The sequence below is a fragment of the Eubacterium sp. 1001713B170207_170306_E7 genome (assembly GCF_015547515.1).
Classification (GTDB): Bacteria; Bacillota; Clostridia; order Eubacteriales; family Eubacteriaceae; genus Eubacterium.
The window spans coordinates 133,516-152,708 of the sequence record NZ_JADMVE010000003.1 but is presented as its reverse complement, the minus strand read 5'-3'; the positions used below and the strand labels follow the sequence as shown (position 1 = coordinate 152,708).

Sequence of the window (19,193 nt, the reverse complement as noted above, 5' to 3'; positions counted from 1 at the left end):
TTACCTCTGTTTCTCACTTAATCCGTTTTCGTTCTGTGTATAGCTGCGTCCGCATTCTGGACAGCTGAGTGCTTTGTCTAAAACCGCACCGCATTCACAGGCCCAGCCGATCTGTCTGGCGGGCACGCCGGCCATCAGGGCGTGATCGGGCACGTCAGTGGCGACCACTGCCCCTGCGGCGATCAGGGCATAACGGCCAATGGTGTGGCCGCAGACAACGGTAGCGTTAGCGCCAATGGTCGCACCTTTTCTGACAAGTGTTCTTTTATATCCTGCGCTTCCTTTGGGGTACTCGGCCCGCGGTGTCAGGTCGTTGGTAAACACCATAGAAGGACCGCAGAATACGGCGTCCTCCAGCTCCACACCCTCGTAGATGGAGACATTATTCTGTACCTTGACGCCGTTTCCGATTTTTACATGGCTGGCCACATTGACGTTCTGCCCAAAAGAACAGTGTGCCCCGATGGCAGCCCCGCTTTGAATATGACAGAAATGCCAGATTTTAGTGCCCTTTCCAATGATGACCTCATCATCGATATAACTGCTCTCATGTACAAAATAATCGGCCATCAGCGTTCAAACCTTCCTGCAAAGTCTGTGCTGCAGCACGCGTCAAGGGGCAGCTTCAACGGCCTTCCCTCTGCCGCGGATCGGTACACAGCCAGCACCAGCTCCAGGGCGTTTTTGCCGGCCTGGGCATCCACATAGGGCGCCCGGTCCTGCTCGATGGCTTCCATCACATCCCGGTAAAGGCTGGTGTGCCCGTTGCCGTAGACATTACTTGTCGCTTCGTGAAAGCCGTTGTTTTCAGTGCTTTCATGATCATCGGCGTCGGCCAGATCCCAGACGTCAATGGCGTTGGTGGACTTGCCGCCAAGCTTCACGGTGCCCTTCTCCCCAAAAAGATACAGGGTCTCTTCCAGATTCTGGGGGTAAACGTTGGTGGTGCCTTCAATGGTGGCCACAGCGCCGTTTTTAAACTGGACCACGGCCATGCCAATATCCTCTGCCTCCAGATAATCATGAAACTGCTGCCTGGTCACGCCATAAACCGTGTCGATCTCATCCCCCATCATCCAGCGCAGCAGGTCGATGCCGTGGATGCACTGGTTCATCAGACAGCCCCCATCCTGGGCCCAGGTACCGCGCCAGGGTGCCTGGGTGTAATAATCCTGGTTCCGGTTCCAGCGCACATGGATGGACCCGTGGGAGATTCGGCCAAAACGGCCTTCTTCCACCGCGCCCCGCATTTTTTGTACAGCGATGTTAAAACGGTTCTGGTGGCAGGCGGATACCTTCACGTTGTTTTCTGCTGCCGCCCTGATGATGGCATCAGCCCCGGCAATGCTCATGGCCATGGGCTTTTCGATGATGACGTGAATGCCATGATTAATGCAGTACAGGGCAATCTCCTCGTGCAGCCCGCTTTCGGTGGCAATGCCGATTAAGTCGAGGTCATGCGCCTCGATCATCTGCTGATAATCGGTGTAGCGCGCGATGCCAGTGTCTTTTTCAAGTCCATGTTTTGCCAGCAGGCTCTCCATGTGCTCGGGAATCACGTCACAGACGGCCACGAGATTCAGGTTGTTATTTAATACGGCTTTGATATGGTTGGTCGCGATGCGGCCACAGCCGATGAGTGCGTAGTTCATTGGGTTACTCCTGTTTTTTACAACAACTCAATATTGTCTCTATTCTTAATTTGTTTTAATGCATTCTTCGTGTCGAAGATGGCTTTTGCATTTTGTTGTACCATATTGTAATCAACACTTGTGTGGGCAGTTGTAATAACAACTAAATCATAATTTTTAATAACAGCCCCATCAATTTTATCAATGCCTTTGTGTATCTCGTTCTTATACTTATATTCCGGGATAAAAGGATCATAAAAATCAATCTGCGCTCCCACTTTTTCAAAATTTTCAATGACCTTCAACGCTGGGCTCTCCCGGTAGTCATCAATGTCCTGTTTATAGGCCACACCTAGCGCAAGGACCTTCGCGCCGTTTAGGGCTTTTTTGTCTTTGTTTAAAATGCGCGAAGCCCGGTCAATGCAGTATTCTGGCATCCGGTCATTGATCATCATGGAGCTTTCAATCATGGAAGTATGGAATCCATACTCTCGAGCCTTCCATGACAGGTAGTAAGGATCAAGCGGGATACAGTGCCCACCTAAGCCGGGGCCAGGATAAAAGGCCTGGAAGCCATAGGGCTTTGTCTTAGCCGCGTCAACCACTTCCCAGATGTTAATCTTCATACGGTCACATAAGATGGCCAGTTCGTTAATCAAACCAATATTGACATTCCGATAAGTATTTTCCAGAATTTTTTCCATCTCAGCAATGGCTGGTGAAGATACCTCGTAGACATCGCCGTCCAGCACTGCCCGGTACATGGCCGCAATGACCTCGGTAGCGTCTCTTCCAATACCTCCAACCACTTTAGGAGTGTTTTTTGTCTTATATACCGCATTGCCAGGGTCCACCCGTTCTGGTGAAAAGCCTAAATAAAAATCCTCGCCGCATTTTAAACCCGAACCCTGTTCGAGGATGGGTTTAATGAGTTCTTCCGTGGTGCCCGGATAGGTCGTGGACTCTAACACCACCATAGTTCCTTTTTTCAGGTATTTAGCAACCTCTTCGGTTGATGCCTTGACGTAGCTGATATCTGGTTGCTGGTATTCATCCAGCGGCGTTGGCACGCAAATTGCGATAAAATCCGCATCTTTGATGAAAGAAAAATCTGTTGTTGCAGAAAGCATTCCAGTATTGACTAATTCTTTTAAGTCATCGTCAATGACATCACCAATATAGTTGTGGCCTTCATTGACCATTTTTACTTTTTCTTCCTGAACATCGAAACCGATGGTTTTAAAGCCAGCTTTAGCTTTTTCAACGGCCAGGGGGAGGCCTACGTAGCCTAGGCCGATAACACCGACTTTAATTTGCTTCTTTGTGATTTTATTTATTAATTCTTGTTTAATTTCCATTTCTATTCCTACTTTTCAATAATTTCGATTAATTGATCCGTTAAATATTTAAAATCGTACTTTAACGCTGTTTTCCTTGCGTTTTCACAGATACTGTCATACTCATCTTTTGACAAATTTAAAAAAGAGAGAATTCCCTCTGCAATATTTTCAGAACTGCACTCAACTTTTTTTCCCGCATTATTATTTATAATATAGTCATAATGAGCGTCTATATCGGATAAAATTGGATAACCGCTGGCGAGATAATCAAAAGATTTATTAAGACTCATACCATATTTCGCAAGCTTTATCGATGCACCATGCATGAGATTTAGATCGCATTTGCTTAAAATATAAGGAATGTACTTTTTCTCAACAGACCCCTTAAACACAATGTTTTCAATTTTTTCTTCAGTACAACGCTTTTTCAGCGCTTCACGCTCATTACCGTCTCCATAAATCAAAATTCTGATATTTTTGGAACTCTTATTTTTCAGAACTTTTGCTGCATCTACGATCATTCCGATATTATTAACTTTGCGGATTGATCCAATATACACAACCTTAAAAGTACCAGTATCCTCCAAATCAGCATCATGATAAATAACATATCTTTTGTTGTATTCATATTCTTCTAAATCAATTCCGTTATTGATATGATGCACCTTTAAAAGATCTATATCATCTTGCCAGCCTTGATTAGCAATATAGTCTTTTCCACCTTCCATGGTAAAGACTAGTTGGTCAGCTTTTTTATAAAGATATTTTTCACAAATATATAAAATTTTAGATAAAAGTCCATTTCTTTTTATAATTCCATATTCAACCAAAGATTCTGGCCATAAATCTCTTATTTCTACAATGTTTTTACACTGATATTTTCTTGATAGTTTTATTGCTGCAAGTGCTGCCAAAGGATGTGCTGAGGACCCAATAATTACATCGGGCTTCTCATAGTTTTTGGTCGCTTTGAATAATCGATGATAATATTGAATCATCGATATGATTCTTTTTTTCATACTTCCATGATAATGGCATGTTCGTACAAAAACATATGGAAAATCGCAGTGTTTATACTCTGTACATACTTTCCCATTTTCTACTATTTGCATATCTGTATTGTGTAAACTACTGCCAACAAAAACTACTGGATTATATCCCCTCTTTTTTAAGTATTTTGCAAAATTATAGTGTCGATTTAAATGCCCATATTCTGGTGGCATATTATGTTGATTAAAAATCCAAATGTTTTTTTCCATTATTATAGAACCATTTCTTTGCTTTTCTTTATTAGACGATTATAAATCGATATATTAATTTTTTTCTCTCTTAAAAGATAATCGCCTAAATCTTCTGCAGTATCCATTCCTTCAGTATTAATTCCTTCTTTTACAAAAACTTTTAAAATTGTTTTCATAATGATTTTACAATCCATAAAGAAAGACATGTTTTCAAGGTACTCTAAATCATATTTAAACTTATCTTCCCATGTCACATCATTACGACCATTAATTTGAGCCCAGCCGGTTAAGCCTGGTAAGACGGTTTGTCTCTTTCTTTGCTCTGGCGTCATGAATACAAGGTCTTTTATAAGTTGCGGTCGTGGACCCACAACACTCATATCCCCTTTAAAAATATTGAACAATTCTGGCAGCTCATCAAGGCTAGTACTCCTGAGCATCTTGCCAAACTTCGTCAGTCTGACGTTGTCGGGTAATAACCCGCCTTTTTCGTCCCGCTCATCGGTCATGGTTCTGAATTTATACATCGTAAAGATTTTTTCGTCTTTACCGGGTCTTTTCTGTTTGAAGATGACGGGGCTTCCCAGTTTCTTTTTGACGAGAATGGCGGTGACGCCCATCACGGGTGACAGCACGATGATGGCCGCACCGGACAGGGTGATGTCGAGTATGCGTTTGATGTATTTCTGATAGATCATTTTGAACCTCTGTGTTTCATCGGAACGACGAGGGCGTCGTTCCCTACACGCTTGCTATAAACTAAAACAATTTTTTGACAATTTTGATAATGCGCTGCTGGTCTGCCTCGGCCATTTTGGTATCGCTCGGCAGGCAGATTCCCCGGTTAAAGATATCTTCTGCCACACTGCCTTCATTCTCCGGGTCACAATGGCTGAAGAAATCAAAGACTTTGAAGTAAGGCTGCAGGTGCATGGGCTTCCAGACAGGCCGGGACTCAATGTTTTCTTTTTCCAGAGCCAGCATGATATCTAACGGCTTAACTGCACTGCCTTCTTTTAAAGTCATGCAGCTGAGCCAGTAATTGGGTTTGCCTTTATCGGAAACTGGCATCATTTCGATAGCATCAATGCTCGTAAAAGCTTCTTTGTAGGTCTCAAAGATTTGTTTTTTCTTCGCAATTCGTTCGTCAAGGACTTTTAACTGTCCCCTTCCGATACCAGCAACGATGTTGCTCATGCGGTAGTTGTAGCCCAGCTCTTTGTGCTCATAATGCCGCTCATTCTCTCTGGACTGGGTGGACCAGAAGCGGGCTTTCTGAATGAGTGCTTCATCATTGCCGAGGAGCATGCCACCGCCGGAGGTGGTGATGATCTTATTACCATTAAAGGACAGAACAGATAAGTCTCCAAAGGTGCCACATTTCTGTCCTTGATAGGTCGCGCCTAAGGCTTCGGCGGCGTCTTCCAGTATTGGTGTGTGGTGGACTTTACAGAGGGTTGACAGGTTTTCATAATCGGCGGCCTGGCCGTATAAATCCACAATGATCACGGCTTTGGGATTAGGATATTGTTCATAAGCTTTTTCTAAGGCTACTGGGCTCATATTCCAGGTTTCGGGTTCGCTGTCAATAAAAACGGGCTTTGCGCCCAGGTAGATAATGGGGTTGGCGCTGGCTGAGAAGGTCAGACTGGAGCAGAAGACTACATCTTCTTCCCCTACTCCCAGTGCTTTTAAGCCGAGGTGCAGGGCGGCTGTTCCGGCGGATAAGGCTGCTCCTGCTTTAAGTCCCACATAATCTGCCATTTCTTTTTCGAACTGGTTGACATTTTTGCCCAGGGGGGCGATCCAGTTGGTGTCAAATGCTTCCTGTATGTATTTCATTTCCTCGCCACCCATGTGGGGAGAGGCGAGATAGATTTTTTCTTGTTTTTCCATGGTAGTTCCTTTTTGCGGAACGCCGAGGGCAGCGTTCCCTACAATTCATTAATAATTTAAAACTCGTAGCACTCATGATCAAAAATGATCCTTTAATCTCTACTTTCATCGCATTGCGGTTGCTTTCTTTAATATATAAGGAAAAAACAACCACAATGCGACGCGAAATAAAAACAGGCGGTGCTAAGCCTGTACTCTTGGCCCTATAGACGAAAAGTACACCTATGGATTTCTCCACAGGATTTAGATAATATATTTACAATTACTTTCTTATTCTTTCTATCAAGCCACACCCGTATAAAACCGCTCATAAAACCCTTTTCCCAGATTCCTAGCACTGTTCAGCGCTGTACTCCCCTTGTGGCCTTCTTTACAGACAAAGTTCTTGCCGCCGTAGAAATTGGGGCTGGGGTTCTGGTACTCGGTGTTGTGCTTGGCAATGGATGCGCCGCAGTAGTAACACCGGGTACTGGCGTAGTAGGGCTTACTGGTCATGGCGACCAGGCCTTTCTGCCAGGCTTTATACTGAACGTAGCGGGCGATGCGCCTTCCAATAAAGTCGTAGGGACTTTTGCCCAGATAGGGCTTTTTCGCCTGGTCGAAGCTTTCTTTGAGCTCGGGCAGGACGATGAGTTTTGCGCCCTGTTTGATGGCGTAATCGACGATTTCCCTCGATACCTCATGGGCGTAATGGTCGGTGACGCGGGTGATTTTTTCGTAGTATTTTTTGTTTGGCCGATGCTCTTGCGGAACGACGAGGGCGTCGTTCCCTATAGGCTGTGTCATAAGCCTGGGGGCGTTGTTCCCGGCAATGCCGCGTTTGGTATACCCTAAAAGCAGCTTCCTACGGTGGGCCAGTTCTTTTCCGCCCTTGATGAAATATGGGGCGGTGGCACGACCGTCTGCTTGAATGGTAGTACAAACCGCGAGGGTGTCGGAACCGGTTAAGGCCACGGCGACAAACTTTTCGTTTTGCTGCACACGCTCTTTGGCGGTCCGGCTGTCTTCCACGATCTCTTTAACGGGGATGTGGAGCATGACTTTTTTCTTTTTGGTGACAATGGTCGGGCTCATGCGCTCGGCGTTTTCTGGAAAGGGTCTGCCGGTATACCGGTGTTTGACCCAGGCCCAGGCTTTGCCGGTGTAGAGCTTGAGCATGATGCTTTTTTCGTCAAAGTCTTTGTACATGCCTTTGTAGTAGAGCATGGACATGTGGAGACGTCGCGGCCTGGAAGGCCGGCCTTTTTTCAATGGAGAATTGAGAATGGACAATGGAGAATATTGGAACAAATCGGCTTTGCCGATTTGATTCAATCCAGAATCGCTTTGCGATTCTGTTCCTGAATTCTCAACTCTCAATTCTTCATTCTCCATTTGTTTTTCTTGACCCGCTTCCCAGTCCCTGAGCTTGCTTGTGTAACTCCGGTACATGCTGATGGCGGCATTGATGGCCGCGCGCCGGAAGTACAGGGGGATTTTCTCAAAGGGCAGCGGCGTTTTTGGCAAAGTGCCGTCCCGCTGTTTTATGGTCTGCAGTTCTAAATGACGCAGTAAATTCTGGTTGGTGAGGCTGAGGGCTTCGGGCTGTTTCTCGAGAAGCTGATAGTAGAACGCCAGGACGTTGTCAAAGAGGGCCTGGGTTTGTTTAAACCAGTCTAAATGCTTGTAATTCAGCTGTATTTTGTACGTCGTGATAGCGTATCCCGCACTCATAACTGACCTCACTTTTATTCGTGGACTGTTGGTAGTCTGCGAATAAAATCCCGGAAAGAGCGCATATATGTACATTATGAAAAGTTCTGACCAGATCGTTGACCAGATTGGAAAAAATATTTTTTTAATTTGAAATTTTAGAAATGCAGATTTTACCTTATTATATATAGAAGAAAACTGACCAGATTTTGACCAGTCTGCAAAAAAACAAAAAATAAAGAAAATAATGGTTTATCGTTAAAATATAAACATAAAAGTGATTTTAAAGAAAATTATTTAAATTTTTCAAAAAAGGGGTGCATTTTTCATGAGGGAATGTTATAATAAATCACGCAGTTGAAAAACAAATCATTTTCTTAAATGAAAAATCAAAAAAAGTTCGCAGACTACCAACAGTCCACGAACCTTTTCTACCTAAAAGCAACATAAAAAACGGACCCTCTCGAGTCCGTTTTTTCTTTTTTTATTCGTTTTTCTAATAAAATTAAAGTTCTAATTCATTCAAAATGTTGCGCAGCTCTACCACCTCATCGATGGTCAGGGTGACGCCTTTGCGCATTTTTTCATGGTTTGCGTCCCATTCACGAATATCGTATTTGGGTTCGCGGTCGTTCCAGCTGACCAGGTTTAATTCCTTCTGCCAGCCGTTTGCTCCTTCGGATAACACTCCAACTTCTTCTACTACTTTAAACGAAAATGCCATACTTCCTCTTCTTCCTTTTAATTATTTATCTTATCCCGCTTATGCGAGCATTTTATCAAAATCGCCCTTATTATCAAGCTCGGCCAGCTCGGTATAACCACCAATAAACTTTTCGTCGACAAAAATAAAGGGAACCGTGTACTGTCCGGTCTTTTCGGCCAGCGCCTGCTTCATCTCATTGTTGCCATAAATATCAACATCCTTATAGGCCAGCCCCTTTTGGTCTAACAATCGCTTTGCGTTATTGCAAAATGGACAGTGGGGCCAGGTATATAATCTAATTTCTTTCATAATCAAACTTCCTTCCGTTTCTTATGTTTATATCCTGATTCGCTATTTTTATTCAAGCTTTGATAATATCGGTCCTTTTCTTTACCATTTTACCTTATTCTGGCGAAGTGTCAAGAATTAAAAGTAAAAAACAATGGCCTTTCAGCTTTTTTTAATGTATGATAATGTTTAGCAAACAAGACAAAGGAGTTTTTTTATGAATGAAGTAACTACCATCGACCATCCACTGGTCACCCATAAGCTGACTCTGCTGCGCATGGAGGACACACCCCCCAAGGATTTCAGAGAGCTGGTAAAGGAGCTGGCCACCCTCATGGCCTATGAGGTCACCAGAAGCTTTCCCCTCAAGGATATTGAGATCCAAACGCCGATCTGCAAAACCACCAAGCAGGTGCTGGCGGATAAGGATGTGGTCATCGTGCCGATTCTGCGCGCGGGCCTAGGTATGGTTGAGGGCTTTACCCATGTTATCCCCAATGCCAAGATCGGCCATATCGGTTTATTCCGCGATCCCGAAACCCTGGAGGCGGTGGAATACTACCGCAAGCTGCCCACAGACATCGCGGAGCGTGAGGCCATTATCACGGATCCCATGCTGGCCACTGGTGTTTCTTCGGTTCACACCATTGACATTTTAAAGGATGCGGGTTGCAAAAATATTAAGTTGGTTGTTATTTTAGCTTCTCCGGAGGGTATAAAGGCAGTACAAGCAAAACACCCCGAGGTACCTATTTATTGTGCTTGTATCGACGAGGGACTGAACGAGCATTCCTATATTGTTCCAGGCCTTGGCGATGCGGGAGACCGCCTCTTCGGGACTAAATAGGACAGGAGGTCTGTTACCATGACAACAGACACAATCAAAAAACGTTATGGACTGTTTACAGCCATTGCCATGATTATCGGAATCGTCATCGGTTCCGGTATTTTTTTTAAAAGCGATAATATATTAATTGCCACTGGCGGCAATGTTGTTCTGGGTGTGATCATTTTCTGCTTTGCGGCGGTCAGCATTATCTTTGGGAGCCTGACCGTCGCGGAGCTGGCCTCCCGGACCGACGAGCCCGGCGGCGTACTCACCTATGCCCGGGTTTTCATCAGCCCCATGGCCGGATCAGCCTACGGCTGGTTTCAAACCTTTGTCTATCTGCCAACCATCACCGTAGTGTTATCCTGGGTTTCGGGCATTTACTTTTGTATTTTCATGGGCATCAATGCCTCTCTGGAGCTTCAGTGCCTGGTAGGCTTCGGCCTGCTGACAGGCTTATACCTCATGAATATGCTTTCAGCCAGGCTTGCCGGCCTTTTCCAGAACGCCGCGACCATCATCAAGCTGATTCCCCTGCTGATCATTGCGGTGGCGGGCCTGCTTCATGGCAATACGGAAACAGCCGCAGTCGCCATGCCGGCCCCGGCCACCGGAATGCTTCACGCCTCCTGGATTATGGCCATCCCGTCAGTGGCTTTCTCCTTTGACGGATGGATCATCTCCACCTCGGTGGCCCATGAGATCAAAAACAGCCGGCGGAACCTGCCCATCGCGCTGGTGATCAGCCCGCTGTTCATCCTGCTCATGTATATCCTCTACTTTGTAGGGGTCACCAACCTGCTGGGCGCGCCGGCCATCATGCAGCTGGGCGACGCGCATCTGGACAAGGCGGCCGCCATGGTCTTTGGCCCCTTTGGCGCCAAGCTGATCGGCTTCTTTGTTTTAATCTCTGTGCTCGGCGGCTTAAATGGCCTGGTCATGGGGATTTCTCAGATGCCCTATTCCCTGGCGCTTCAGAAAATGATTCCCGGGGCGGATAAGCTGAAAGCCCTGACGCCAAAGTCGGATTTTCCGCTCAACTCGACCATTGCCTCTTACCTGATTGTCGCCTGCTGGTTTGTGGTCCACTACTTCACCCAGCGCTTTGGACTGCTGACCAACTCCGATGTGTCAGAAATCGCCATTGTGGTCTCTTACCTGCTTTACCTTCCCCTGTACTACCAGGTGTTTAAACTGGGCCAGAAACGGCAGATTGGGGCTTTCAGAGGTATTCTGTGCCCGGTTCTGGCAGCGGTTGGTTCTCTGATCATCTTCTCGGGTGGTCTGCAGAGCCCATTGTTTATTCTGTACATTGCCATCTGTCTGGTCTTTCTGGCTGCCGGCATGGTCTACTATCAAAAAATCACAAAAGCGCAGGTCTGATGCCTGCGCTTTTTCTTATTCGTCTTTTGAACCGTCTTTATCTTCGGTTTCCTCTTCCTCGGTTACTTCCGCGTCGGAAACGGCTTCTTCTTCTGTATCTTCGGCGGCTTTCCCGGCTTCTTCCTTTGCTTCTTCTTTAGCTTTCATTTCTTCTTCCCTGGCTTCAAGCTCTGCAATCTTTTCTTCTTTTTCTAAAATTTTGCGGCACAGCACATCGGAAGGGTCGTCGCTGTCTTCTGCCAGGTTATCCTTCCGGGCATCATACACGGTTCTGCCCAGCTCGGCCAAAAGCGTTTCCATCTCGTGCTTTTCGGATACGATGGTGGTTTTCACCTTGGCGGTTTCAGCCAGGTCACCCAGCATGTCCGCGGTCGCGGCGGCCACATCGTTCAGGGTTTTTCCCAAATCATCAAAAATTGTCATTCTTTTTTTCTCCTTTTATGTTAGTTTTAAAAAATCACGGGTATATATCTTTCTGGCAGGGAAACCACACCGGTCTCCTTTTATATAAATTAATTTTTTACTCCTCTCAAATCCCCGGTCAGCGCCAAAGTGGCCGGGGGTCTCCTTTTTTTGATGATTCTATTTTAGCATGAAAGCTTTAAAGAAAGATTTATCTTTTCTGTAAAATCAAAGATTATCGTGCCTCTTTTTTATAAACCTCCAGATTTCCTTTACTGTATTCATCGTATAAACACAGGTGCTTCATGGTGCGGCAATAAGAAGCCATCATAAACACCATTAAAACCGCAATGGGCAGACCGCATACAATGGAGGCTGTCTGCAAGGCCACTGTCCCTCCCGTGACCAGCAGAACCGCGGCGGTTACCGCCATGATGCTCCCCCAGAAGATACTGATACTGCGGGGCGGCGAGGCCTCCCCGGTCGCGTCCTTAAACTGGCGCATCGACATGGCGGAGATGGACATGGTCATAGATTCCGCCAAAGTGACAAAGGATAGTATTACAATGACAAGGGCCACCACATTCATGACCGCGTTCCACGGCAGCTGCTTAAAGAAAGCGTACAGGGCCATGTCTGACCCGGTCTGCTCGATGAGCTCACCGATATTGGCGCCGTAAAACTTTTCAAGTATAATGCTGCCGCCGCCAAAAATACCAAACCAGGCAAAGGAAAACACCACTGGCGCAATGAGGTTGACGACCACAAATTCACGTATGGTGCGCCCATAGGCCAGCTTGACTAAAAACAGACCGATCAAAGGCGCAAAAACCATCCACCAGGTGTTAAAGAACACATTGTTGGCCCCGATCCACCCTGTTTTCTCAATGGGGTCAAGAAACAGGGACAGATTTACAAAATCATTAAAATACTGGCCGATGGCTGTGATGGTTAATTCCATTACGCCCACGGGATCCACGGCTATAAAGGCGAAAACCAGGACAAAAAAGTAAAGCAGCGTGTTCAGATTGCTGATATAGGTAATGCCCTTATGCAGGCCGGAGATACTGGATAAAGTATAGAACACGGTGATCACAGCGATGATTATCACCCAGCTGTACAGATTACTTGTAAATCCCATAATGATATCCAAGCCCCGGGCGATCTGAAGTGTGGCGAATCCGAGAGAGGTTGCGATGCCCCCGATAATCGCAAAAATAACAAGGGCATCCACCACATTTCCGGCCATTCCGTATATTTTATCGCCCGCCAGGGGGTACAACGCAGTGCAAACCCGGTAGTCTTTCCTGCTGTTATAGATCAGAAAGACAACGCACAGTCCTGCGGCTGTATATATCGAGTAGGGATGAATGCACCAGTGCAGGAAGGTGTATTTTAACGAGCCCAAAATGGCGGTGCTGGACAAAGGCGCAGCGCCCAGAAACGGTGGTGGATTGTATATAAACTGGATCGGCTCATAGACGCCGTAGTAATTAATCCCCACTGCGATTCCCGAGGTCAGCGCGACCGCAAACCAGACGAATTTATTCATTTTCGGCTCTGCCTCCGGGCCGCCCAGCCGTATTTTTCCATATTTACTAAAACCAGCCCACAGGCAGAATATAATGGCCGAAAAGGCTGTAATGGTAATAAACCACGTGAAATTTTTGAGCACAAAAGCAAGGGCGGCATTGGCAGTGCTTGAAAAGATATCCGGCGCGACGCAGGCAAAGGCCACGAAGAAAATAAGCGCAGCTCCGGAAATCAACAGTACATGCCAGTTGACCATTTTTGACAGTTGATTTTTTTTATCCATAATGATTTTTCTCCTGTTCCGTAAAAAAGCAGAGACGCTTTCTGTCTCTGCTTTACAAATTTATATACCCGCCTTGTAGCATTCAGGAATATATGGCTCAATGACAGATAAACGATCCTGTGAAATCTGCGGTGGCTGGTAGCTCTCCAGCCGCTTTTTGACAGCGGGCTCCATGGTCACCCTTAAAGATTTTGATCCGCTGTTTTGCCATTGGTTTGGGTCTTCCTTATTCATGTATTTTGACTGGTAGAATTCTTCCCGGTACATTTTCGGTGTCCGGCCTTTTAAGAACGTCCCTCTGGCGCCTGTACTCTTAATTTCCTCAAAGCAGAAGCGCTCTTCTGAGCAGTTTACGCCTTTTAGCAGATGCCCGACCATCTGTATGATCTCTTCATCCATCAAAAACTTTTCAAAATTTATGACATTAAAGGTGCCCAGGGTTCCGCAGGCATGCTCGATAAAGTTGGAGCCGCAGTCTAAGCTCGCGTAGAGCATCATCATGCTCTCGATACCGGACTGGGCGTCGAAATCCTTGGCATCGCTGAGGCCGCCGCCCGTTCTGAAGGGCAGATGATAATAGTCTGCCAGCCCCGCCGTTACATAGCAGACAAGGGCGGTTTCGGGCGATCCAATGCTCAGCTGAATGGTGTGCATATTGGTGGAGGCCGAGGTGTTCCCGTAAATGACCGGTATACCCGGCCGCAAAAGCTGGGCCAGCACGATGCCCGCCAGCTGTTCGGCGTTTGTCATGGCCATCATCGAGGCCACAGACGGCGGTGCGGTCATCAGGGGCATGGCACAGGGCACGATCCACAGTGGCTGGTTCGCCTCGCAGGTCGCAAACAACTTTTCGACGGGCGCATTGTCAAAGGTAAGGGGCGACAGAGAATTAAGCATTGGCAAAATATGGTATTTGTCATTCCCCTCAAAGCGGTTGACGATTTCAATCGTTTCCTTAAACAGTGTTCTCAGATGGCTTTCTTTTCCAGACGCCAGGGTGTTGGGATAAAGGGTCACGGTTGGCTTGTTGGCATATTTCATCTGCAGCGCCATGTTTGCAAAAACCTTTTGCTCTGGCGTAAAATTTTGGGTCTCAGCCAGCAGGTTAATATGGGAGCCTGTGATCACAGGGCTGGTATCCGCCAGCTTAAACTGGTCAAGAATATCCCGGTTATCCATTTTTCTTATTTCTTTTCCCGTCTGAATATAAATATTGCTGCCAAGCGGCCTGAAAACCGTGTGCTCCCCTCCGATTACCAGATCCCCCTTAAAGGAAGAAAGAATAAACTGGGACGGAATTATTTTCAGGGCATCCATCAGTGTTTTTTCATCAATAAACACCGTATCGTTTTCCACTCGGACCCCGTGGTTTTTAAAAACCTCCAAGGCCTCCTGATTTTCAAACTTTACGCCAACCTCATTGAGGATACGCAGTGTCTGCTCGTGAATTTTCTCGACCGCCTGTTTTGAAATATACTTTTCATAGGATTTCATTGCTGTTTTCTTACGCCCCACTTTAGATCATTTCCTTATAGGCATCGGGCAGATAAGGCTGAAGCAGCTCATTCTGCTCTTTTGTGATTTCTGGAACGCTGTAGGCAGCCAGGCGTTTTTCAACTTCCCGCTGTGCGATATCAACCACACTGACGCTCCCTTTATTCTGCCACTGGTTCGGGTCATCCTTATTGAAGTATTTGGCGAGATAGACCTCTTCGCGGTACATTTTTGGCGTGCGGCCTGTCAGGAAGGCGCCCCTTGGCCCAACCTTTTTAAGGGTATCCATACAGAATTTTTCATCGCTGCAGTCAATTCCCGCAAAGAGCCGCTGGTTCATTCTCTGGATTTCTTCATCAATGACAAACTTGCGAAAATCGGTCACGTTAAATGAACCCATGCAGCCGCAGGCGTGCAGAACAATATCGGCGTTGACATCCTGGGTGGCCGTGATCATCATCATGGATTCGGCCCCGGCCTGAATGTCGGCGTCTTTTGCGTCACTGAGCGAGCCGCCGGTTCTGAACGGCAGGCCATAGTAGTCTGCCAGGCCAGCTGTTGCGTAAACGACCAGCGCACATTCGGGCGCCCCGATTGAAAGCTGAACCGTCCGCATATCGGTGGCGCCTGAGGTGTTGCCGTAGACCACCGGCACCTCTGGATTTAATAATTTTGCCAGCACATAGCCGCCCAGTACCTCGGCGTTTGTCATGGCCACCATCGAAGCGATGGAAGGGGGCGCGGTCATGAGCGGCATGGCGCAGGGCGCGAACATAATGCCCTGGTTTGCTTCGCAGAGAACAAATACCCGTTCTAAGGGATCGTGATCCATGGTAAGCGGCGACAGGGTATTTAAAATATAAACATTGTGCACTGCGTCATTTCCTTCAAAATCGTTCAGGAGCTGGACGCTCTTTTCAAAAGCCTTTTTAATTTCTTTTTTATCCGACAGCGCAAAGGTATTGGCGGTGGTCAGGAAAAGCGGCTTATGTCCGTATTTTAAAATCAGCGCAATGTTACTGAATATTTTCTGCTCTAAAGTAAAACCCTTGGAGTAGTCCTGAAAATAATTGATGGTCCCAAAATCCAGCATCTCGCTGGTATCCTCAAGCTTAAACTGGTTTAAAGTATCCTCATTGCTCATTTTCCGGATAACACCGTCTGGGTGGTGACAGTACACATTCCCGCCGATGGCGCCGTTATACTGTTTACCGCTGCCAATTTCCAGATCACCCTTGCAGGATTTTACCGTAAAGCTCCGTTTCGCATATTTGAGGGCTTCCGTCACCATTTTTTCATCCATAAAAACAGTCTGCCCCTCCACACGGGCGCCGTGTTTTTTAAAAACCTCCAGAGCTCCCTCATGCTCAAAGCGCATACCGATTTCGGATAAAATTTTCAAGGAATATTCGTGGATTTTTTCAATTTCTTCTTTGGATATAAAACGTTCATAGCTTTTCATTTTGATTTCTCCTGTCTGGATAATTATCCCGATATTTTATATTTTCTCATTTTATTTTGTAAATTCTGTCTTGAAATATTCAAGAGCCTTGCCGCCTGGGTAATGTTATGATTATTCTGCTTTAACGCCTTTATAATCGTTTCCTTTTCAAAATTATCGACCATCTCCCTGAGATTTTTATTGCCGCCCAGGTTCAGGCATTCTGTTTGTTTTTCGTCTATCTGCCTGTAGCGGTCCAGCAGGTATTCGGGCAGACATGAGCTTTCCAGGGCGTAGCAGTCCGTCCCTGCCAAGTACAGGCTTTGTGTAATAACGTGCCGCAGCTCTCTTATATTTCCCGGCCAGTCATGCTTCAGCAGGATTTTCCGGCTTGTCTTGGACAGGCTGTTGACCTTTTTTCCCAAAAATCCCGCCACCTCAGAAATATAATGGTTTGAGAGCGCAATGATATCCTCCTTTCGATTTTTTAATGGCGGCAGTTGGATATTAAAAACACTGAGACGGTAGTAAAGGTCTGACCGCAGGCGGTTATCCTGGATGGCCTCGAGGGGATCCTGATTAATCGCCGCGATGATACGGACATCCTCAAAAATCTCCTTATTCCCGCCAACCCTTCTAAATCTTTTTTCCTCCAGCACCCTCAGCAGCTTGGATTGAATGCTGATATTCATCGAGTTCAGCTCGTCCAGAAAAAGCGTCCCGCCTTCGGCCTCCTCAAAAAGGCCCTTTCGCTCCTTTGCCCCGGTAAAGGAGCCGCTTCTCACGCCAAACAGCGTGCTCTCCAACAGGTTTTCCGGAATTGCGCTGCAATTAACAGCCACAAAATGATTCTTTTTCTGATCACTGATGTTATGAATACTCTGAGCAAAAACCTCTTTTCCCGTTCCTGTGGCTCCGGATATCATGATGGGGACATCCGTTATTCCGGCCAGCTTGGCCTTTTCGATACACTGCTTCATCTCATTGCTTTCCCCGATAATATCCTCAAAGGTATACTGCGTGTTATTGTGCAGCTTCGCGGCGCTCAATGTGCCGCTATCGTGATTTTTTTTATTGATCGTGTCAATTAAATTAAAATACTCCGATATTTCGCGGTACGTGCCCACACTCATTTCAATATTTCCATTTTCATCAAAAACAGGAAAAGAGTTGAAAAGCACGGTGCACTCCTTGCCATTCTGGGTTTTATAGTAAGAGAAAGTATCTTTATAGCAGCGGCCGTCTTTCAGGGTATTCAGGAGCAAAGAGCGGTTTTCATCACTCCGGCTGATGGTTTTATCCGGGTCATTCGGCTCATAGATTTCATTTGGACTTTTGCCGATGGCATCCTCTCTTTTCATTTCCTCAATGCGCTCACAGCCCTTTGAATAAGCAATAATTTTTTTGTTTTTATCGACCACCAGCACGCAGAAATCCTCAATTTTTTCAAGGCATTCTGCCGGCATTAGTTTTTTATCTGTTTTCCCATTTTTCATAAAGCACCTCTTGATTTTTGGTGATGGTATTTTAACCTAAAATACCGGTATGGCAAAACAACAGCCTTTTTCGTTAAGAATTACTGCTTTACCTATATGTTTTCCCTATATTCAACCGGAATATAGGGCCTGAGCAGAGCATCCTGTTCCTTTGTAATCTCCGGCGCCTCATAAGACGCGATGCGGCGGTCCACCTCCTCCCGGCAAAGCGCATCAATACTTGGTGCTCCCCTGTTCATCCACTGGTTGGGGTCTTCCTTATTCAAAAATTCAGGAAGGTAGAACTCTTCCCGGTACATCTTTGGCGTTCTGCCCTTTAAAAAAGTGCCCCGTGCTCCGGTTTCTTCAATCTCCTTAATGCAAAAACGGCTTTCGTCGCAGTTAATCCCCTTTATCAGGCGGTCACACATGGCGGTTATCTCCTCATCGATGATATACTTCTCAAAGCTGATGACATTGAAGGAGCCCATAATACCGCAGGCGTGCGCAATCAGGTCGGCGCCGCAGTCCAGGGTTGCAAAGGTGAGCATTTGGGATTCAATGCCGGCCTGAATATCGAAATCCTTTGCGTCGCTCAGTGCGCCGCCTGTCCGGAAGGGCATGTGGTAAAGGTCTGCCAGGCCCGCTGTCGCGTAACAGATCAGCGCAGATTCGGGCGCTCCAATGCTCAGCTGCAGGGTTCTCAGATTTGTGCCTGCCGAGGTGTTGCCATAGACGACTGGCAGCCCTGGCCGGCAAAGCTGTGTCAGGACAATCCCCGCCAGCGTTTCGGCATTGGTCATGGCCATCATTCCCGCGATTGACGGAGGTGCTGTCAGGAGCGCCATTCCGCATGGGCTGATCCAAAGTGGCTGGTTTTCGTCGCAATGTGCCAAAATGCGCTCGATCGGGTCATGGTCATAGCATAACGGGGACAGGGTGTTCACGCCGTAGGAGATCACATATTTTTCATCATCCTCCACACCCTCAAAGCGCTTGACCAGCCGGATTCCCTCGGCAAAGACTTCCCGCACGCTCTCTTTCCCGGAAAGTGCAAAGGTTCTGGGCATAAGGGCCACAGGTGCTGTGTGGCTGTACTTTAAAGCCATCGCAATATTTGAAAAGATCTTCTGCGCCCTGCTAAAATGCGCTGTTTCTAAAAAACCATTGACATCGTTGCTGTTGACCACCCTGCTCGTCTCACCCAGTTTAAACTGTCTGATAATATCACCGTTTGTCATCTTGCGGATGCGGCCGTTTTCGGATAAATAGATGGCTCCGTCAGCTGGACGCATAATCCTGGAGCCATGCCCCACCTCGTAGCTTCCCTTTAACGAAAACCGTGTAAAGCTCTCTGGTACTGTTTCTAATGCGTTTTGTACCATTTTTTCGTCCAGATAGACTGTATCATTCTCAACCGATGCACCGTTTCTTTTAAAAATATCCAGCGCTTCCGGATGCTCAAATTTGATTCCAGTATGTTTTAAGATATGCAGACTTTTTTCATGTATGGTCTCAATTTCTTCCTTCTTAATATACTTTTCATAGGCTTTCATCTG

17 protein-coding genes are annotated in these 19,193 nt (G+C 46.5%); 2 read left to right on the top strand and 15 right to left on the bottom strand.

Annotated elements, in window-relative coordinates:
* The 9 genes from I2B62_RS08675 to I2B62_RS08635 all read right to left on the bottom strand — a co-directional run bounded on the left by I2B62_RS08675 (window position 1) and on the right by I2B62_RS08635 (window position 8,815).
* Entirely contained in the window at window positions 1-570 is a 570-nt protein-coding gene (locus tag I2B62_RS08675) for an acyltransferase (protein WP_195268576.1), read from the bottom strand.
* A complete protein-coding gene (locus tag I2B62_RS08670) occupies window positions 570-1,652 on the bottom strand; it encodes a Gfo/Idh/MocA family oxidoreductase (protein ID WP_195268575.1) in 1,083 nt (360 codons plus the stop codon). Before I2B62_RS08670 ends, I2B62_RS08675 begins: the two co-directional genes overlap by 1 nt.
* A gap of 17 nt (window positions 1,653-1,669) precedes the next feature.
* Complete coding sequence (locus tag I2B62_RS08665; RefSeq protein WP_207735978.1) at window positions 1,670-2,989, bottom strand: nucleotide sugar dehydrogenase; 1,320 nt, start codon at window positions 2,987-2,989, stop codon at window positions 1,670-1,672.
* Between the two features lie 8 nt (window positions 2,990-2,997).
* Window positions 2,998-4,230 carry a glycosyltransferase family 4 protein gene (locus I2B62_RS08660; protein WP_195268574.1) on the bottom strand — a complete coding sequence of 411 codons (1,233 nt, stop codon included), beginning with the start codon at window positions 4,228-4,230 and terminating at the stop codon, window positions 2,998-3,000.
* A 2-nt stretch (window positions 4,231-4,232) separates the two neighbouring features.
* Window positions 4,233-4,910, bottom strand: coding sequence for a sugar transferase (locus I2B62_RS08655; protein ID WP_207735977.1), 678 nt, complete (start codon window positions 4,908-4,910; stop codon window positions 4,233-4,235).
* 61 nt (window positions 4,911-4,971) lie between these two features.
* Window positions 4,972-6,108 (bottom strand): DegT/DnrJ/EryC1/StrS family aminotransferase, encoded by a 1,137-nt coding sequence (locus I2B62_RS08650; RefSeq protein WP_195268573.1) that lies wholly within the window; start codon window positions 6,106-6,108, stop codon window positions 4,972-4,974.
* Between the two features lie 282 nt (window positions 6,109-6,390).
* Window positions 6,391-7,821: a hypothetical protein gene (locus I2B62_RS08645; protein WP_195268572.1), complete on the bottom strand. Its 1,431-nt coding sequence runs from the start codon at window positions 7,819-7,821 to the stop codon at window positions 6,391-6,393.
* A 484-nt stretch (window positions 7,822-8,305) separates the two neighbouring features.
* Window positions 8,306-8,524 (bottom strand): PC4/YdbC family ssDNA-binding protein, encoded by a 219-nt coding sequence (locus tag I2B62_RS08640; protein ID WP_195268571.1) that lies wholly within the window; start codon window positions 8,522-8,524, stop codon window positions 8,306-8,308.
* A gap of 39 nt (window positions 8,525-8,563) precedes the next feature.
* Window positions 8,564-8,815, bottom strand: a complete 252-nt coding sequence (locus I2B62_RS08635) for a glutaredoxin domain-containing protein (protein WP_195268570.1) — start codon at window positions 8,813-8,815, stop codon at window positions 8,564-8,566.
* Between the two features lie 196 nt (window positions 8,816-9,011).
* Here I2B62_RS08635 and upp point away from each other — a divergent pair, with 196 nt between their 5' ends.
* Both upp and I2B62_RS08625 read left to right on the top strand, forming a co-directional pair.
* Window positions 9,012-9,641, top strand: a complete 630-nt coding sequence (upp, locus tag I2B62_RS08630; RefSeq protein WP_195268569.1) for a uracil phosphoribosyltransferase — start codon at window positions 9,012-9,014, stop codon at window positions 9,639-9,641.
* A gap of 18 nt (window positions 9,642-9,659) precedes the next feature.
* Window positions 9,660-11,006 carry an APC family permease gene (locus tag I2B62_RS08625; RefSeq protein ID WP_195268568.1) on the top strand — a complete coding sequence of 449 codons (1,347 nt, stop codon included), beginning with the start codon at window positions 9,660-9,662 and terminating at the stop codon, window positions 11,004-11,006.
* A gap of 15 nt (window positions 11,007-11,021) precedes the next feature.
* Here I2B62_RS08625 and I2B62_RS08620 read toward each other — a convergent pair whose 3' ends face one another.
* From I2B62_RS08620 to I2B62_RS08595, 6 genes are all read right to left on the bottom strand, one after another.
* On the bottom strand, window positions 11,022-11,429 hold the full coding sequence (locus tag I2B62_RS08620; protein ID WP_195268567.1) for a hypothetical protein: 408 nt from the start codon (window positions 11,427-11,429) through the stop codon (window positions 11,022-11,024).
* Between the two features lie 214 nt (window positions 11,430-11,643).
* Window positions 11,644-13,224, bottom strand: coding sequence for a BCCT family transporter (locus I2B62_RS08615; protein ID WP_195268566.1), 1,581 nt, complete (start codon window positions 13,222-13,224; stop codon window positions 11,644-11,646).
* Between the two features lie 60 nt (window positions 13,225-13,284).
* Entirely contained in the window at window positions 13,285-14,718 is a 1,434-nt protein-coding gene (locus tag I2B62_RS08610; protein ID WP_195268914.1) for a trimethylamine methyltransferase family protein, read from the bottom strand.
* 22 nt (window positions 14,719-14,740) lie between these two features.
* Window positions 14,741-16,180 (bottom strand): trimethylamine methyltransferase family protein, encoded by a 1,440-nt coding sequence (locus I2B62_RS08605; RefSeq protein ID WP_195268565.1) that lies wholly within the window; start codon window positions 16,178-16,180, stop codon window positions 14,741-14,743.
* A gap of 23 nt (window positions 16,181-16,203) precedes the next feature.
* On the bottom strand, window positions 16,204-17,655 hold the full coding sequence (locus tag I2B62_RS08600; protein WP_195268564.1) for a sigma 54-interacting transcriptional regulator: 1,452 nt from the start codon (window positions 17,653-17,655) through the stop codon (window positions 16,204-16,206).
* A gap of 92 nt (window positions 17,656-17,747) precedes the next feature.
* Window positions 17,748-19,190: a trimethylamine methyltransferase family protein gene (locus I2B62_RS08595; protein ID WP_195268563.1), complete on the bottom strand. Its 1,443-nt coding sequence runs from the start codon at window positions 19,188-19,190 to the stop codon at window positions 17,748-17,750.
* Between the last annotated feature and the right edge of the window lie 3 nt (window positions 19,191-19,193).

Coding starts and splice junctions, on each gene's coding strand:
- I2B62_RS08675 (WP_195268576.1), bottom strand. CDS start 570: ATGGCCGATTATTTTGTACATGAGAGCAGTTATATCGATGATGAGGTC.
- I2B62_RS08670 (WP_195268575.1), bottom strand. CDS start 1,652: ATGAACTACGCACTCATCGGCTGTGGCCGCATCGCGACCAACCATATC.
- I2B62_RS08665 (WP_207735978.1), bottom strand. CDS start 2,989: ATGGAAATTAAACAAGAATTAATAAATAAAATCACAAAGAAGCAAATT.
- I2B62_RS08660 (WP_195268574.1), bottom strand. CDS start 4,230: ATGGAAAAAAACATTTGGATTTTTAATCAACATAATATGCCACCAGAA.
- I2B62_RS08655 (WP_207735977.1), bottom strand. CDS start 4,910: ATGATCTATCAGAAATACATCAAACGCATACTCGACATCACCCTGTCC.
- I2B62_RS08650 (WP_195268573.1), bottom strand. CDS start 6,108: ATGGAAAAACAAGAAAAAATCTATCTCGCCTCTCCCCACATGGGTGGC.
- I2B62_RS08645 (WP_195268572.1), bottom strand. CDS start 7,821: ATGAGTGCGGGATACGCTATCACGACGTACAAAATACAGCTGAATTAC.
- I2B62_RS08640 (WP_195268571.1), bottom strand. CDS start 8,524: ATGGCATTTTCGTTTAAAGTAGTAGAAGAAGTTGGAGTGTTATCCGAA.
- I2B62_RS08635 (WP_195268570.1), bottom strand. CDS start 8,815: ATGAAAGAAATTAGATTATATACCTGGCCCCACTGTCCATTTTGCAAT.
- upp (WP_195268569.1), top strand. CDS start 9,012: ATGAATGAAGTAACTACCATCGACCATCCACTGGTCACCCATAAGCTG.
- I2B62_RS08625 (WP_195268568.1), top strand. CDS start 9,660: ATGACAACAGACACAATCAAAAAACGTTATGGACTGTTTACAGCCATT.
- I2B62_RS08620 (WP_195268567.1), bottom strand. CDS start 11,429: ATGACAATTTTTGATGATTTGGGAAAAACCCTGAACGATGTGGCCGCC.
- I2B62_RS08615 (WP_195268566.1), bottom strand. CDS start 13,224: ATGGATAAAAAAAATCAACTGTCAAAAATGGTCAACTGGCATGTACTG.
- I2B62_RS08610 (WP_195268914.1), bottom strand. CDS start 14,718: ATGAAATCCTATGAAAAGTATATTTCAAAACAGGCGGTCGAGAAAATT.
- I2B62_RS08605 (WP_195268565.1), bottom strand. CDS start 16,180: ATGAAAAGCTATGAACGTTTTATATCCAAAGAAGAAATTGAAAAAATC.
- I2B62_RS08600 (WP_195268564.1), bottom strand. CDS start 17,655: ATGAAAAATGGGAAAACAGATAAAAAACTAATGCCGGCAGAATGCCTT.
- I2B62_RS08595 (WP_195268563.1), bottom strand. CDS start 19,190: ATGAAAGCCTATGAAAAGTATATTAAGAAGGAAGAAATTGAGACCATA.